Below are 14142 nucleotides of genomic sequence, written 5' to 3' on the forward strand. Positions count from 1 at the left end.
CCTGCTGAGCCGCCTGCGTTGCCGCTTTGCCGTCTCAGTGGTGGCGCATTATAGGGACTTCGTTTCGCCTGACAAGCGCTAATTTGCAGTTTTTGCGCGACCGCTCACTTTCCAGGCAACACGTTGCAAAAACCAGCTGATTCTTGCGAAACAGCATAAAAAAACGGGCCCTGAGGCCCGTTTTTGTCACGTTGCGTTATTGATGCGCGACGATGGCATCGTCCTGCACATCCATTTCGATGGTTTTTCCCGGAACCAGCGCGCCAGACAAAATCTTCTGCGCCAGCGGGTTTTCAATCTGCTGCTGAATAGCCCGTTTCAATGGCCGCGCACCGTAAACCGGATCGTAACCATTTTCGCCCAGCAGTTTCAGCGCCGCGTCGGAAATGTGCAGCTGATAACCGCGCTCTTCCAGACGCTGATACAGCCGCTGCAGCTGAATCTGCGCAATCGAGGCAATATGTTTTTCACCCAGCGGATGGAATACCACCACCTCATCAATACGGTTGATAAACTCCGGACGGAAATGGTGTCCGACGACCGTCATCACCACATCTTTCATTTCCGCGTAATCAAGCGCGCCGAAACGTTCCTGAATCAGATCCGAACCGAGGTTAGATGTCATGATCACCACGGTATTGCGGAAGTCCACGGTGCGCCCCTGACCATCGGTCAGACGCCCATCATCCAGCACCTGCAGCAGAATGTTGAACACATCCGGATGCGCTTTTTCCACCTCATCCAGCAAAATCACCGAGTAAGGGCGACGACGCACCGCCTCTGTCAGGTAACCGCCTTCTTCATAACCGACGTAGCCTGGAGGTGCCCCGACCAGACGCGACACCGAATGTTTCTCCATGAATTCCGACATATCGATACGCACCATCGCGTCGTCGCTATCGAACAGGAAATTAGCCAGCGCCTTACACAGCTCGGTTTTACCGACACCGGTCGGTCCAAGGAACAGGAACGATCCGATTGGCCGGTTCGGGTCAGACAAACCGGCTCGGCTACGGCGAATGGCGTTCGATACCGCTTCAACCGCTTCGTCCTGGCCGATAACCCGGGCATGCAGCTCCTGCTCCATCCGCAACAGTTTATCGCGCTCACCTTCCATCATGCGGGCCACCGGAATACCGGTCCAGCGCGCCAGCACATCGGCGATCTCGACATCCGTTACGCGGTTGCGTAACAGCTTCATGGTTTTACCTTCCGCCTGCGTGGCGCTTGCCAGCTGTTTTTCCAGCTCCGGAATTTTGCCGTACTGCAGTTCCGACATCTGGCCAAGGTCACCCACACGCCGTGCCTGCTCCATAGCCAGACGCGCCTGTTCCAGCTCAGCTTTGATGTTTTGCGTGCCGGTCAGCGAGGCTTTTTCCGCTTTCCACTCTTCTTCAAGCTCAGCATATTCGCGCTCTTTCTGATCCAGCTCGCTTTCCAGCATCTCCAGACGCTTAACGCTGGCGTCATCCGATTCTTTCTTCAGCGCCTGCTGCTCCAGTTTGAGCTGGATGATACGCCGTTCGAGACGATCGAGCGGTTCCGGCTTGGAGTCAATCTGCAAACGAATACTCGACGCCGCTTCATCAATCAGGTCGATGGCTTTATCCGGCAACTGGCGATCGGCAATATAGCGGTGCGACAACGTTGCCGCAGCGACAATCGCCGGATCGGTAATTTGCACATGGTGATGCAGCTCATAACGCTCTTTCAGGCCACGCAGAATGGCGATGGTGTCTTCCACGCTCGGTTCGGCGACGAACACTTTCTGGAAGCGGCGCTCCAGCGCGGCATCTTTCTCAATGTACTGGCGATATTCATCCAGCGTGGTGGCACCCACGCAGTGCAGTTCACCGCGCGCCAGCGCCGGCTTCAGCATGTTGCCGGCATCCATCGCGCCGTCGGCTTTACCGGCGCCGACCATGGTATGCAGCTCATCGATAAACAGAATGACGTTGCCTTCCTGCTTGGCGAGGTCGTTCAGTACGCCTTTCAGGCGCTCTTCAAACTCGCCGCGATATTTCGCGCCGGCCACCAGCGCGCCCATATCCAGCGCCAGTACGCGCCGGCCTTTCAGCCCTTCCGGCACTTCGCCGTTAATGATGCGCTGTGCCAGCCCTTCAACGATGGCGGTTTTACCGACGCCCGGCTCACCGATGAGCACCGGGTTGTTTTTGGTACGACGCTGCAATACCTGAATGGTGCGGCGAATCTCTTCGTCACGCCCGATAACCGGATCTAACTTGCCGAGCTCAGCGCGCTCCGTCAGATCGATGGTGTATTTTTTCAAAGCCTGGCGCTGATCTTCAGCCCCCTGATCGTTCACGTTTTCCCCTCCCCGCAGTTGCTCGATGGCCTTAGCGAGTTTGTCCGCCGTGGCACCGGCAGACTTCAGTAAATCCGCCAGCGAGCCGCGCGATTCGAGGGCCGCCAGAACAAATAATTCAGATGAAATAAAGTTGTCGCCGCGCTTTTGCGCCAGCTTGTCACACAGATTCAGTACCCGGACCAAATCCGCTGATGGCTGAACGTCGCCGTCGGTCCCTTCGACCTGCGGCAAACGATTGATGGCTTGTTCAATGCTGGTACGCAGGTTAGCGACATCCGCTCCCGCCGCGCTGAGCAGCGGACGTACCGATCCACCCTCCTGGTTGAGCAGCGCGCTCATCAGGTGCAGGGGTTCGATGAATTGATTATCGTGTCCCAGAGCAAGGGACTGTGCATCGGCCAGGGCCAACTGGAATTTGTTGGTAAGACGATCCAGACGCATGATTCCTCCCATTACAGGTCAAAATGCTACTGGAGATTAAATGAGGTCATCCCTCAAATTTTCAAGGTTAATGACCTGAGTTGTGAGCAAAAAATACGCTTACTGGATCGTCTTGCGGCGTAAGGTTATCTCAGCCAAATCAAAGTTGCCATACGCCCGGTGATTCCGTCGCGTCGGAAGGAGAAAAAATCGGCGCTTTCCTGATAGGTGCAGCGCGCATCAGCCGTGACAGATCGCACGCCAGCGGCCTGCAGACGCTGGGTTGCCAGCAGCCAGATATCGGCAAAATATTTCTCGCCGGCCGGGCGAAAAGCCGCATCGGCAGCGGCATCCTGCGCCAGGAACGCACTGCGCACCTCGGCCCCCACTTCAAATGCCTGCGGACCAATCGCCGGACCGAGCCAGGCATGAATCTCGCTCGCCGGGCAGTGAAACTGTGCCAGCGTCTGCTCCAGCACCCCATGACACAACCCGCGCCAGCCGGCATGTGCCGCGGCAACTTCGCTGCCATCATGGCTGCAAAACAGCACCGGCAGACAGTCGGCGGTCATCACTGCACACACCACGCCGCTTTCCCGCGTTATCGCCGCATCGGCTCGCGGCAGGGACGCAGCCGCCGGCAGACGCGCCACCGTCTGGCCGTGTACCTGCTCCAGCCACTGCGGCATCGCCGGTAGCGCCAGTTGCCCGACCACGCGCTGACGATTGTGCATCACGCAATCCGCCTCGTCCCCGACGTGCGCGCCAAGGTTGAGGGAATCCCATGGCGCAGTGCTAACGCCGCCGTGCCGCGTGGTCGAATAAGCCTGCACGCGCGCCGGCGCTGGCCACTGCGGCACGATCCAGTCACTCATAGCCAGTCCAGCTGATCGCGGAACTCGTCGGTATCGGCTTTCAGTGCCTCAATCAGATCAACCATGTCCTGCGGCAATGGCGCGTGCCACTCCATCTCAATCCCGGTGATCGGATGATAAAGACGCAGCATAGTGGCGTGCAGCGCCTGGCGGTCAAAACCGCGCAGCGTACTGATAAAAGCCTCAGAAGCGCCCTTTGGCGGACGCGGACGACCACCGTACAGCGGATCGCCCACCAGCGGATGATTAATGTGCGCCATGTGCACGCGAATCTGGTGAGTACGGCCGGTTTCCAGGCGCAGGCGTAAGCGCGTATGGGCGCGGAAATGCTCCATGATGCGATAGTGCGTGGTGGCCGGTTTACCCATCGGATGCACCGCCATGTGGGTACGCTTGGTAGAGTGACGCGCCATCGGCTCATTCACCGTACCGCCGGCGGTCATGGTGCCAATCGCCACCGCTTCATATTCACGGGTGATTTCACGCAGCTGCAGCGTTTCAACCAGATGCGTCTGCGCCGGTACCGTTTTGGCCACCACCATTAGTCCGGTGGTGTCTTTATCCAGACGGTGCACGATGCCGGCGCGCGGCACGTCGGCAATCGCCGGATAGTGATAAAGCAGCGCATTCAGTACCGTGCCGTCCGGATTACCGGCGCCAGGGTGGACCACTAAGTCGCGCGGTTTGTTGATCACCAGGATGTGGTCATCTTCATAAACAATATCCAGCGGAATATTTTGCGCTTCCCAGCGCTGCTCCTCTTCGATCTCGGCATCAATCGCCACCCGCTCACCGCCGAGTACTTTCTCTTTCGGTTTATCGATGATGGTGCCGTTGACGCTGACCCGACGCTCAAGGATCCACTCTTTTATGCGGGAACGTGAATAATCAGGGAACAATTCCGCCAAAGTCTGATCTAAGCGTTGTCCAAGCTGTGCTTCGGACACCGTTGCGGTGAGTTGAACTTGTTGTGCCATATACAGCTTCTTCGTTAACGTTGGGTTTTCACGGCGATGCCGTTTAATATAATGTGCTATCGTACTGGTCATTACCGGGAGCTATACGGACAGCTTCCGCCATAACACTTTGAGGATAATCATTTCGTCATGACGCGTATGAAACATCTGGTGGCTGCTGCCACACTGAGCCTGAGCCTGGCACTGGTGGGCTGTTCCGGCTCATCGGACCCGGTCCCGGACAGCCCGCCGTCTGAAATTTACGCCACAGCGCAGCAAAAGCTGCAGGACGGTAACTTTAAAGCGGCGATTAAGCAACTGGAAGCGCTGGATAACCGTTATCCGTTTGGTGCTTACTCGCAGCAAGTGCAGCTGGATTTGATCTACGCGTACTACAAAAATGCCGATCTGCCACTGGCGCAAGCCGCCATTTCCCGCTTTATGCGCCTGAACCCGACGCACCCTAACATTGATTACGTGATCTATATGAAGGGCCTGACGGACATGGCACTGGATGATTCCGCGCTGCAGGGCTTCTTCGGGATCGATCGTTCCGACCGCGATCCTACCCATGCGCGTGATGCATTCCGTGACTTCTCTCAGCTACTGCGCGGCTATCCGAACAGCCAGTACGCGGCAGATGCGCAGAAACGTCTGACGTTCCTGAAAGATCGCCTGGCGAAGTATGAGCTCTCCGTGGCGCAATTCTATACCAAGCGCGGTGCCTATGTCGCCGTTGTTAATCGGGTTGAAGGTATGATGCGCGATTATCCGGACACCCAGGCCACGCGTGACGCGCTGCCGTTGATGGAAAATGCCTATCGCCAGCTGCAGCTGACGACGGAAGCCGACAAAGTCGCGAAAATCATTGCGGCGAATAGCGCGTCCTGATTTTCGTGCCATTAAAAAAGCAGCCGCTGTGGCTGCTTTTTTTTGGTCAGAAAACCGTCTGCAACGGGTTTTTCCGCTACGGTTAACTCATCAATCTTGCCCCTGTCCCCGCTGTGCATCAAGCTTTTTTCGCCCTTTTCCCGGCCTTTCTCACAATTCGCTGGCATTGACAAAAAGTGACATTCCAATGTGATCCAGATCACACATTTTCCTGATTTGCGCGGTATGCTGGTCCTACCCAGACGGAAATGACAGAGAGGTTTAACTATGATTCTGAACATTACCAGCAAACAAATGGAAATCACTGCGGCAATCCGCAACCATGTCGAAGACCGTCTCGCCAAGCTGGAAAAATGGCAAACCCACCTGATAAATCCGCACATTGTGTTATCGAAAGAGCCGAAAGAATTTGTGGCCGATGCCACCATTAACACGCCAAACGGCACGCTGGTCGCCAGCGCGAAACACGATGATATGTATACGGCCATCAATGACTTGATCGCCAAGCTGGAGCGCCAGCTAAATAAAGCACAGCACAAGCCTGAAGCACGGCGCGCCACCAGCAGTGTTAAAGATTTCACCCCTGCCGGGTAATTTATCGCTTTTCAGCAACGCGCCTGCGGGCGCGTTTTTTATTGACAGCTTTTAAGCTGTGCGGTTACTCTCAGTTCACTTTATTGCCGGAATTGATCATGAAACTACTGCCGTTCTTCTTCGCATTCTTTTTTACCTTCCCCTGATTGGGAGGCGATTCGTCGTGTGAAAATGAATGCGAAGACGAACAACAAAGCCTCCCAACCGGGAGGCTTTTTTATTGGACATTTTACAGGTGAGCCCTATGAATCCCGAGAATCCGCTGCTGGCGTTACGCGATAAGATCAGCGCTGTCGATGCCAGGCTGTTAACGCTGCTGGCTGAACGGCGCGCGCTGGCCGTTGAGGTAGCGCAGGCCAAGCTGGCCACCCATCGCCCGATTCGTGACGTCGAGCGCGAACGCGCCCTGCTGGAAAATCTCATCGCGCTGGGTAAAAAACATCAGCTGGATGCGCACTACATCACGCGCCTGTTCCAGTTAGTGATTGAGGATTCGGTGCTGACCCAGCAGGCGCTGCTGCAGAAAAACCTGAATCATCCACATGCGCACGCGCCGCGCATCGCCTTCCTCGGCCCAAAAGGCTCCTATTCGCACCTTGCCGCCCGTAAATACGCCACGCGCCACTTCGATTCGATGGTGGAAATGGGGTGTCTGAAATTCCACGACATCATTCAGCAGGTTGAAAGCGGTCAGGCGGATTACGCGGTGATGCCGATTGAAAACACCAGTTCCGGCTCGATCAATGACGTATATGATTTGCTGCAGCAAACGTCGCTGTCGATCGTCGGCGAGCTGACGATTCCTATCGAACACTGCGTGCTGGTTAGCGGTAATACCGATTTGCAGCAGATTGAAACCGTGTATAGCCATCCGCAGCCGTTCCAGCAGTGCAGCCAGTTCATCAACCGCTTCCCGCAGTGGAAAATCGAATACACCGAAAGTACGGCGGCGGCGATGGAAAAAGTAGCCGCGATGAACTCGCCGCACGTGGCCGCGCTGGGCAGCGAAGCCGGCGGTGAGCTGTATGGTCTGCAGGTGCTGGAGCGCAACCTGGCGAATCAGCAGCAGAACCATACCCGCTTCATTGTGCTCGCGCGTAAACCGATTGAAGTCTCCAGCCAGGTGCCGGCCAAAACCACGCTGATTATGGCGACGGGCCAGCAGGCCGGCGCGCTGGTTGAAGCACTGCTGGTGTTGCGTAATCACAATCTGATCATGAGCAAGCTGGAAAACCGGCCAATCAACGGTAACCCGTGGGAAGAGATGTTTTACATTGATGTGCAGGGCAATCTGCAGTCGGAGAATATGCAGCAGGCGCTGGAAGAACTGCGTGCGCTCACGCGTTCACTGAAGGTGCTGGGCTGCTATCCCGGTGAGAACGTGGTACCGGTAGAACCGCGTCTGTAAAACAAAAAGGCATCCTCGCGGATGCCTTAATCATTACTGGCGACTGTCGTTGGCGGAGCGCAGCATGCTGCGGCTCTCGACAAGGAAGCGTTTCGCGTAGTCACCAAACCAGTGTTCCACACGCTCAAAGCTGTTGATGAACGCCTGTTTATCGCCCTGCTCCAGCAGCGTGATGGCTTCACCAAAACGCTGATAGTAGCGTTTAATCAGCGCCAGATTACTTTCCGACGACATGATAATGTCGGCGTACAGCTGCGGGTCCTGCGCAAACAGCCGTCCTACCATCGCCAGTTCGAGGCGATAGATAGGCGAGGACAGCGCCAGCAGTTGATCCAGATTGACGTTCTCTTCCGCCAGATGCAAACCGTAAGCAAACGTGGCGAAGTGGCGCAGCGCCTGAATGAACGCCATGTTCTGATCGTGCTCAACCGCACTGATGCGGTGTAAGCGCGCGCCCCACACCTGAATCTGTTCCAGGAACCACTGATAGGCTTCCGGCTGACGGCCATCGCACCATACCACCACCTGCTTCGCCAGGCTGCCGCTGTCCGGACCGAACATCGGATGCAGTCCCAGTACCGGGCCGCTGTGCGCCGCCAGCATCGCCTGCAGCGGACGGTTCTTCACCGACGCCAGATCCACCAGAATGCAGTCATCAGGCAGCGCTGGCAGATCGGCAATGATCTGTTCGGTCAGGTGGATCGGCACGCTGATGATCACCATGCCCGCATCGTGCAGCAGTTCATCCGCGCGCGGCCAGTCATCTTTATCAAGAATACGCACCTGATAGCCGGAGAGCGTCAGCATCTTCTCGAACAGACGTCCCATCTGACCGCCGCCGCCGACAATCACCACCGGACGCAGTTCAGGACACAGCGTTTTGAAGCCTTTGTCATTTTCATGCGCATAGGATTCACGCATCAGACGACGCAGTACATCTTCGATCAGGTCCGGCGACACGCCGAGCGCTTCCGCTTCCTGACGACGCGACGCCAGCATACTGGCCTCGCGCTCAGGCACATAAATCGGTAAACCGTAGCGGCTTTTGACTTCGCCGACTTCGGCCACCAGCGCCAGTCGTTTCGCCAGCAGCCCCAGCAGGGCTTTATCTACTTCATCAATTTGATCGCGCAGCGCGGTCAGTTCAGCCACCATGACTCATTACACCTCGTGTGACAGACGCGCCGACAGCACTCCCTGCAGATCCCGATGGATTTCACGCAGCAAAGTTTCAGTGGTTTCCCAGTTGATGCAGGCATCAGTGACGGAAACCCCGTACTTCATCTCGCTACGCGGTTGCTCAGAAGACTGGTTGCCTTCGTGAATATTACTTTCCAGCATCAGGCCAATGATGGAGCGGTTTCCATCTTTAATCTGCGCGATAGCCGATTCGGCTACGCCAGGCTGACGGCGATAGTCTTTGTTAGAATTGCCATGGCTGCAATCTATCATTAAGGCCGGACGCAGTCCCGCTTTCAGCATCTCTTTTTCACACTGCGCGACATCTTCCGGGCCGTAGTTTGGCGCTTTGCCACCGCGCAGAATCACGTGACCATCCGGGTTGCCCTGAGTTTGCAGCAGGCACACCTGACCGGCCTGGTTAATGCCGACGAAGCGGTGCGGCATCGCAGCGGCGCGCATGGCGTTGATTGCGGTGCCGAGGCTGCCATCGGTGCCGTTTTTAAAGCCTACCGGCATCGACAGGCCAGACGCCATTTCACGGTGCGTCTGCGATTCTGTGGTACGCGCCCCAATCGCCGACCAGCTAAACAGATCGCCGAGGTATTGCGGGCTATTGGGGTCGAGTGCTTCGGTGGCCAGCGGCAGGCCCATCTCCACAAGATTGACCAGCAGCTGACGCGCAATGTGCAGGCCGGCTTCCATATCAAACGAGTTGTTCATGTAAGGATCGTTGATTAACCCTTTCCAGCCGACGGTGGTACGGGGTTTTTCAAAATAGACGCGCATAACGATATACAGCTGATCCTTCAACTGTGCTGAGAGTGTTTGTAACTGACGAGCGTAATCCAGTGCGGCTTCGGTATCGTGAATCGAGCAGGGACCGCACACCACCAGCAGACGCGGATCGCGACCCGCGATGATATCCGCGATGGTCTGGCGGGAAGCGGCAATTTGCGCTTCCTGCGCCGCAGTCAGCGGGAACTTCGCTTTCAGTTCCTGTGGCGTGATTAAAATCTGTTCGTCGGCGATATGCACATTGTTCAGCGCGTCTTTTTGCATGATGGCGATCCTTTTTCACTCGTTATGCGGTTTTACGATCCTCACTGAGGATGACGCTTACTTTACCACAGCATGTAAATCATGCAATCCATGCATGTACACTTTTATTACCACTCTCTTTTAAACTACAAAATAAAAGTTAATTAAAATATATAAATCATTAAGTTAACAACCTTAAAGCCTGTAAGTTCCATCAAACAAAAATGTAAAGTTATAATTACACCCATCTGACCAGGCCAGATGTTTTTTCCTTACGATATCGCTAACATGCTGTTATCCATTTGATTAATTCAGGATCGCTTTATGTCCATCCCTGAAGTCGCGCTGCGTCCTTTTATTCTGCAGGATGCCGAAGCGTTTACGCATGCCGTTAATCAGTCTCTGAACAGCCTGCTGCCGTGGATGGTATGGGCACATGCGGATTACAGCGTTGATGAAGCCGTGAGCTGGATCAACTTCACCCATCTGCAGCGTCAAAAGGGTGAAGCTGAAGAGTTCGCGATTGTTGATGGCAACGATCGGTTGCTGGGCGGTGCTGGCTTACGTTATGCGCGTCAGCCCGGTGAGTTCAGTGCGCTGGGCTACTGGGTTCGCAGCGAGGCGCAGCAACAGGGCGTTGCCCGCCGGGCAGTGGCACAGCTGGTGAATCTGGCGTTCGCCCAGCCACACATAACTGTGCTGGAGATTCTTGCTGCAGAAGAGAATCACGCCAGCCGCGCCGTGGCCCTGCGCAGCGGCTTCTCGTTTGTGGATTACCGCTACGGGTTGATTGTGCTGGAGAGCGGGCCGGTCAACACGGCGATCTATCACCTCAGACGCCCATAAAAAAAGGGGCTGGCCTTATGGCCAACCCCTTGTTTGCTATTAACTTTGGGATGTCGCTTACGCGCCAAGACGCTCTTTGATACGAGCTGACTTACCGGTACGCTCACGCAGGTAGTACAGTTTGGCTTTACGCACAGCACCACGACGTTTGACAGTAATGCTGTCAATTACCGGAGAGTGAGTCTGGAAGACACGCTCAACGCCTTCGCCGTTAGAAATCTTGCGAACAGTGAATGCAGAGTGCAGACCGCGGTTACGAATAGCGATAACCACGCCCTCGAATGCCTGCAGACGTTTCTTAGAACCTTCAACGACCCATACTTTCACTTCCACGGAATCACCCGGACGGAAGGAAGGTACGTCCTGTTTCATCTGCTCTTGTTCAAGTTGCTTGATAATGTTGCTCATAATTAAATCTCTTATCCTGGGTAAACTGATAGTCAGGGAAGATTACTCTTCCACCTCATCGTTTTGTTGCTGCTGATGTTCCCGCTGGAACTCACTTAGCAACCTTGCTTGCTCTTCAGTCAGAGCCAGGTTTTCCAGAAGTTCAGGTCTTCTTAGCCAGGTACGGCCCAGCGACTGTTTCAGGCGCCAGCGGCGAATATCGGCATGGTTGCCCGACAGCAGAACTGGCGGAACCTCCATCCCTTCTAACACTTCAGGTCGGGTATAGTGCGGGCAATCCAGCAGACCTTCCGAGAACGAATCCTCATCGGCTGACGCCTGTTTCCCCAGCACGCCAGGAATAAACCGGGCGACCGAGTCAATTAACGTCATCGCTGGCAGCTCACCGCCACTGAGCACGTAATCACCGATTGACCATTCTTCATCAATCTCAGTGTGAATCACACGCTCATCTATCCCTTCATAACGACCGCAAACCAGAATTAACTTCTGGCTGGTCGCCAGTTCGCAAACGCCTTGCTGGTCAAGTTTGCGACCCTGAGGTGAAAGATAAATCACCTTAGCGCCTTCTCCCGCCGCCGCTTTCGCTGCGTGGATAGCATCCCGTAAGGGTTGCACCATCATCAACATACCCGGTCCGCCGCCGTAAGGACGATCGTCCACGGTACGGTGCCGGTCATGCGTGAAGTCACGTGGACTCCAGCTCTCTATGTTGAGCAGGCCATTCTTTACTGCCCGGCCAGTTACCCCGTACTCGGTAATAGCGCGAAACATCTCAGGAAACAGGCTAATAACACCAATCCACATCGCGTTCGCCGTTACGTTACCGGATTGTCCGGAGATCAAAAACCAGGATCCCAGTCTACTTCAATGGTGCCAGTAGCGAGATCGACTTTCTTGATAACCTGTTCATCAAGAAACGGTATTAACCGCTCCTGTACACCGAATGCATCTTTCAGGTTTGCCTTTACGACGAGAACGTCGTTTGAGCCGGTCTCCATCAAATCAATGACTTTGCCCATCTCGTAGCCGTCGAGGTTTACCACTTTGCAACCCATCAGGTCTTTCCAGTAGTAATCGCCCTCTTCCAGCGCCGGCAGCTGCGTGGAGTCAACCGTAATTTCGCAATTGGTCAACTGTGCTGCAGCGTCCCGATCGTCAATGCCTTTGACTTTGATGATCAGGTCCTGATTGTGGTGCTTCCAACCCTCAAGCTCTACCTGCTGCCATTGACCGGCGCGCTGGATAAACCAGGGTTGATAGTCGAAGATGCTTTCAGCGTCTTCAGTGGAGGAAAACACTTTGAGCCAACCCCGAATTCCGTAAGCGGCACCCATTTTGCCCAGAATGATTGGGTTAACGGGAGGCTGTGCGGCAGGTTTACTGCTCATGCTCACCACCGTGACAGATTAAGCTGCTTTTTTTGCTTCTTTGATCAGCGCGTTAACGCGATCAGAAAGCGTTGCGCCCTGGCCAACCCAGTGCTCAATACGGTCCAGATCCAGACGCAGACCTTCAGCCTGACCAGAAGCGATCGGGTTGAAGAAACCTACGCGCTCGATGAAACGACCGTTGCGAGCATTGCGGCTGTCAGTGACGACGACCTGATAGAACGGACGCTTTTTAGCGCCGTGACGTGCCAAACGAATGGTTACCATAACATCCTCTTTAGTTAATAAAACAACCGGGCCCCATCGAGGAACGGGGCCCGGGTGCAATATAAAAAGCCCGAAAATTTTACTCATTTTGGCGCAAAAAGCAACCTGAGTGTCTCACTTTTCTGGTTCGGGCTGTGTCGCCTTAGCGGCCGGGGAATCCTGGCGGCATCATGCCTTTCATGCCACGCATCATTTTGGCCATGCCGCCCTTCTTCATTTTCTTCATCATGCGCTGCATATCATCAAACTGCTTCAGCAGCCGGTTGACGTCCTGCACCTGCATACCGGAACCGGTAGCGATACGGCGCTTGCGCGAACCTTTGATGATCTCTGGCTTCTCACGCTCTTTGCGCGTCATCGAATTGATGATGGCTTCCATGCGCACCAGCACTTTGTCATCCATCTGCGATTTAACGTTATCCGGCAGCTGGCCCATGCCCGGCAGTTTGCCCATCAGGCTGGCCATGCCGCCCATGTTGCGCATCTGCTTAAGCTGCTCCAGGAAGTCGTTGAGATCGAAACCGTCGCCGGTTTTCAGCTTCTTCGCCAGCTTTTCCGCCTGCTCGCGGTCAACTTTGCTCTCGATATCTTCAATCAGCGACAGCACGTCGCCCATGCCGAGAATGCGCGATGCAATACGGTCCGGATAGAACGCTTCCAGCGCATCGGTCTTCTCGCCCATCCCCATGAATTTGATTGGCTTGCCAGTGATGTGACGAATCGACAGCGCCGCACCGCCGCGCGCATCGCCGTCAACTTTGGTCAGGATCACACCGGTGAGCGGCAGCGCTTCGTTGAACGCTTTCGCGGTATTGGCGGCATCCTGGCCGGTCATGGCATCGACGACAAACAGCGTTTCAACCGGATTGATCGCGGCGTGCACCTGTTTGATCTCATCCATCATCGCTTCGTCAACGTGCAGACGACCGGCGGTATCCACCAGCAGCACATCGTAGAACTGCAGACGGGCTTCTTTCAGCGCATTGTTAACGATATCCACCGGCTTCTGGCTGAGGTCGGACGGACAGAAATCCACGCCAACCTGCTGCGCCAGGGTTTCCAGCTGTTTGATCGCCGCCGGGCGGTAGACGTCCGCAGACACCACCAGCACCTTTTTCTTATGCTTTTCGCGCAGGAATTTACCAAGCTTACCGACGCTGGTGGTTTTACCGGCACCCTGCAGGCCCGCCATCAGCACCACGGCCGGCGGCTGAGCATTAAGGTTCAGCGCGTTATTTTCGGCCCCCATCGCCGCAACCAGTTCGTTGCGCACGATTTTGATAAACTCCTGACCCGGCGTCAGGCTTTTGTTTACATCCTGCCCCACCGCGGCTTCTTTCACGCGGTTAATGAAATCGCGCACTACCGGCAGCGCAACGTCGGCCTCCAGCAGCGCCATACGCACTTCGCGCAGCGTATCTTTGATGTTGTCTTCGGTCAGCCTTCCGCGGCCACTGATATTGCGCAGGGTTTGCGACAAACGATCGGTTAAATTATCAAACATGCTCTCTCACTTAATAGCGTAGCGAGGCCGCCA

At 55.3% G+C, this 14142-nt stretch carries 16 protein-coding genes and 1 other annotated feature; of the genes, 5 read left to right on the top strand and 11 right to left on the bottom strand.

Features of this window, described 5'->3' with window-relative positions; translation table 11 throughout:
- Nucleotides 1-196 precede the first annotated feature (196 nt).
- The 3 genes from clpB to rluD all read right to left on the bottom strand — a co-directional run bounded on the left by clpB (nt 197) and on the right by rluD (nt 4601).
- On the bottom strand, nt 197-2770 hold the full coding sequence (clpB, locus tag OXR61_RS15035; protein WP_021507314.1) for an ATP-dependent chaperone ClpB: 2574 nt from the start codon (nt 2768-2770) through the stop codon (nt 197-199).
- A 125-nt stretch (nt 2771-2895) separates the two neighbouring features.
- Nucleotides 2896-3624: a purine nucleoside phosphorylase YfiH gene (gene yfiH / locus OXR61_RS15040; protein ID WP_021507315.1), complete on the bottom strand. Its 729-nt coding sequence runs from the start codon at nt 3622-3624 to the stop codon at nt 2896-2898.
- Nucleotides 3621-4601, bottom strand: a complete 981-nt coding sequence (gene rluD, locus OXR61_RS15045) for a 23S rRNA pseudouridine(1911/1915/1917) synthase RluD (RefSeq protein ID WP_021507316.1) — start codon at nt 4599-4601, stop codon at nt 3621-3623. Before rluD ends, yfiH begins: the two co-directional genes overlap by 4 nt.
- 129 nt (nt 4602-4730) lie before the next feature.
- Between rluD and bamD the strand changes: the two genes are divergently transcribed.
- Nucleotides 4731-5471 (top strand): outer membrane protein assembly factor BamD, encoded by a 741-nt coding sequence (bamD, locus tag OXR61_RS15050; protein ID WP_021507317.1) that lies wholly within the window; start codon nt 4731-4733, stop codon nt 5469-5471.
- An 11-nt stretch (nt 5472-5482) separates the two neighbouring features.
- Here the strand turns inward: bamD and OXR61_RS15055 are convergent, their stop codons facing one another.
- Nucleotides 5483-5674 (bottom strand): hypothetical protein, encoded by a 192-nt coding sequence (locus OXR61_RS15055; RefSeq protein ID WP_021507318.1) that lies wholly within the window; start codon nt 5672-5674, stop codon nt 5483-5485.
- 64 nt (nt 5675-5738) lie between these two features.
- Here OXR61_RS15055 and raiA point away from each other — a divergent pair, with 64 nt between their 5' ends.
- The 3 genes from raiA to pheA all read left to right on the top strand — a co-directional run bounded on the left by raiA (nt 5739) and on the right by pheA (nt 7473).
- Nucleotides 5739-6065, top strand: a complete 327-nt coding sequence (raiA, locus tag OXR61_RS15060; RefSeq protein WP_021507319.1) for a ribosome-associated translation inhibitor RaiA — start codon at nt 5739-5741, stop codon at nt 6063-6065.
- A 97-nt stretch (nt 6066-6162) separates the two neighbouring features.
- Nucleotides 6163-6287 (top strand) — a sequence feature (Phe leader region).
- Nucleotides 6164-6211 carry a pheA operon leader peptide PheL gene (gene pheL, locus OXR61_RS15065; protein WP_121497579.1) on the top strand — a complete coding sequence of 16 codons (48 nt, stop codon included), beginning with the start codon at nt 6164-6166 and terminating at the stop codon, nt 6209-6211. It overlaps the preceding feature by 48 nt.
- 22 nt (nt 6288-6309) lie before the next feature.
- Entirely contained in the window at nt 6310-7473 is a 1164-nt protein-coding gene (gene pheA / locus OXR61_RS15070) for a bifunctional chorismate mutase/prephenate dehydratase (protein ID WP_021507320.1), read from the top strand.
- A gap of 33 nt (nt 7474-7506) precedes the next feature.
- On the opposite strand, the gene tyrA is transcribed toward pheA, so the two are convergent.
- A complete protein-coding gene (gene tyrA, locus OXR61_RS15075) occupies nt 7507-8628 on the bottom strand; it encodes a bifunctional chorismate mutase/prephenate dehydrogenase (protein WP_021507321.1) in 1122 nt (373 codons plus the stop codon).
- 6 nt (nt 8629-8634) lie between these two features.
- A complete protein-coding gene (locus tag OXR61_RS15080; RefSeq protein ID WP_021507322.1) occupies nt 8635-9714 on the bottom strand; it encodes a 3-deoxy-7-phosphoheptulonate synthase in 1080 nt (359 codons plus the stop codon).
- Nucleotides 9715-10017: 303 nt separating this feature from the next.
- Between OXR61_RS15080 and OXR61_RS15085 the strand changes: the two genes are divergently transcribed.
- Nucleotides 10018-10539 carry a GNAT family N-acetyltransferase gene (locus tag OXR61_RS15085; protein WP_021507323.1) on the top strand — a complete coding sequence of 174 codons (522 nt, stop codon included), beginning with the start codon at nt 10018-10020 and terminating at the stop codon, nt 10537-10539.
- A 57-nt stretch (nt 10540-10596) separates the two neighbouring features.
- Here the strand turns inward: OXR61_RS15085 and rplS are convergent, their stop codons facing one another.
- The 5 genes from rplS to ffh all read right to left on the bottom strand — a co-directional run bounded on the left by rplS (nt 10597) and on the right by ffh (nt 14109).
- Nucleotides 10597-10947 carry a 50S ribosomal protein L19 gene (gene rplS, locus OXR61_RS15090; RefSeq protein ID WP_021507324.1) on the bottom strand — a complete coding sequence of 117 codons (351 nt, stop codon included), beginning with the start codon at nt 10945-10947 and terminating at the stop codon, nt 10597-10599.
- A gap of 42 nt (nt 10948-10989) precedes the next feature.
- On the bottom strand, nt 10990-11754 hold the full coding sequence (trmD, locus tag OXR61_RS15095) for a tRNA (guanosine(37)-N1)-methyltransferase TrmD (protein ID WP_021507325.1): 765 nt from the start codon (nt 11752-11754) through the stop codon (nt 10990-10992).
- A gap of 35 nt (nt 11755-11789) precedes the next feature.
- Entirely contained in the window at nt 11790-12338 is a 549-nt protein-coding gene (gene rimM, locus OXR61_RS15100) for a ribosome maturation factor RimM (RefSeq protein WP_021507326.1), read from the bottom strand.
- Between the two features lie 18 nt (nt 12339-12356).
- Nucleotides 12357-12605, bottom strand: coding sequence for a 30S ribosomal protein S16 (rpsP, locus tag OXR61_RS15105; protein WP_007893313.1), 249 nt, complete (start codon nt 12603-12605; stop codon nt 12357-12359).
- A 142-nt stretch (nt 12606-12747) separates the two neighbouring features.
- Nucleotides 12748-14109, bottom strand: coding sequence for a signal recognition particle protein (ffh, locus tag OXR61_RS15110; RefSeq protein WP_021507327.1), 1362 nt, complete (start codon nt 14107-14109; stop codon nt 12748-12750).
- Nucleotides 14110-14142 lie beyond the last annotated feature (33 nt).

This window comes from Pantoea sp. GM_Pan_4 (assembly GCF_026541005.1).
Classification (GTDB): domain Bacteria; phylum Pseudomonadota; class Gammaproteobacteria; order Enterobacterales; family Enterobacteriaceae; genus Pantoea; species Pantoea dispersa.

Coding starts and splice junctions, on each gene's coding strand:
- clpB (WP_021507314.1), bottom strand. CDS start 2,770: ATGCGTCTGGATCGTCTTACCAACAAATTCCAGTTGGCCCTGGCCGAT.
- yfiH (WP_021507315.1), bottom strand. CDS start 3,624: ATGAGTGACTGGATCGTGCCGCAGTGGCCAGCGCCGGCGCGCGTGCAG.
- rluD (WP_021507316.1), bottom strand. CDS start 4,601: ATGGCACAACAAGTTCAACTCACCGCAACGGTGTCCGAAGCACAGCTT.
- bamD (WP_021507317.1), top strand. CDS start 4,731: ATGACGCGTATGAAACATCTGGTGGCTGCTGCCACACTGAGCCTGAGC.
- raiA (WP_021507319.1), top strand. CDS start 5,739: ATGATTCTGAACATTACCAGCAAACAAATGGAAATCACTGCGGCAATC.
- pheA (WP_021507320.1), top strand. CDS start 6,310: ATGAATCCCGAGAATCCGCTGCTGGCGTTACGCGATAAGATCAGCGCT.
- tyrA (WP_021507321.1), bottom strand. CDS start 8,628: ATGGTGGCTGAACTGACCGCGCTGCGCGATCAAATTGATGAAGTAGAT.
- OXR61_RS15080 (WP_021507322.1), bottom strand. CDS start 9,714: ATGCAAAAAGACGCGCTGAACAATGTGCATATCGCCGACGAACAGATT.
- OXR61_RS15085 (WP_021507323.1), top strand. CDS start 10,018: ATGTCCATCCCTGAAGTCGCGCTGCGTCCTTTTATTCTGCAGGATGCC.
- rplS (WP_021507324.1), bottom strand. CDS start 10,947: ATGAGCAACATTATCAAGCAACTTGAACAAGAGCAGATGAAACAGGAC.
- trmD (WP_021507325.1), bottom strand. CDS start 11,754: ATGTGGATTGGTGTTATTAGCCTGTTTCCTGAGATGTTTCGCGCTATT.
- rimM (WP_021507326.1), bottom strand. CDS start 12,338: ATGAGCAGTAAACCTGCCGCACAGCCTCCCGTTAACCCAATCATTCTG.
- rpsP (WP_007893313.1), bottom strand. CDS start 12,605: ATGGTAACCATTCGTTTGGCACGTCACGGCGCTAAAAAGCGTCCGTTC.
- ffh (WP_021507327.1), bottom strand. CDS start 14,109: ATGTTTGATAATTTAACCGATCGTTTGTCGCAAACCCTGCGCAATATC.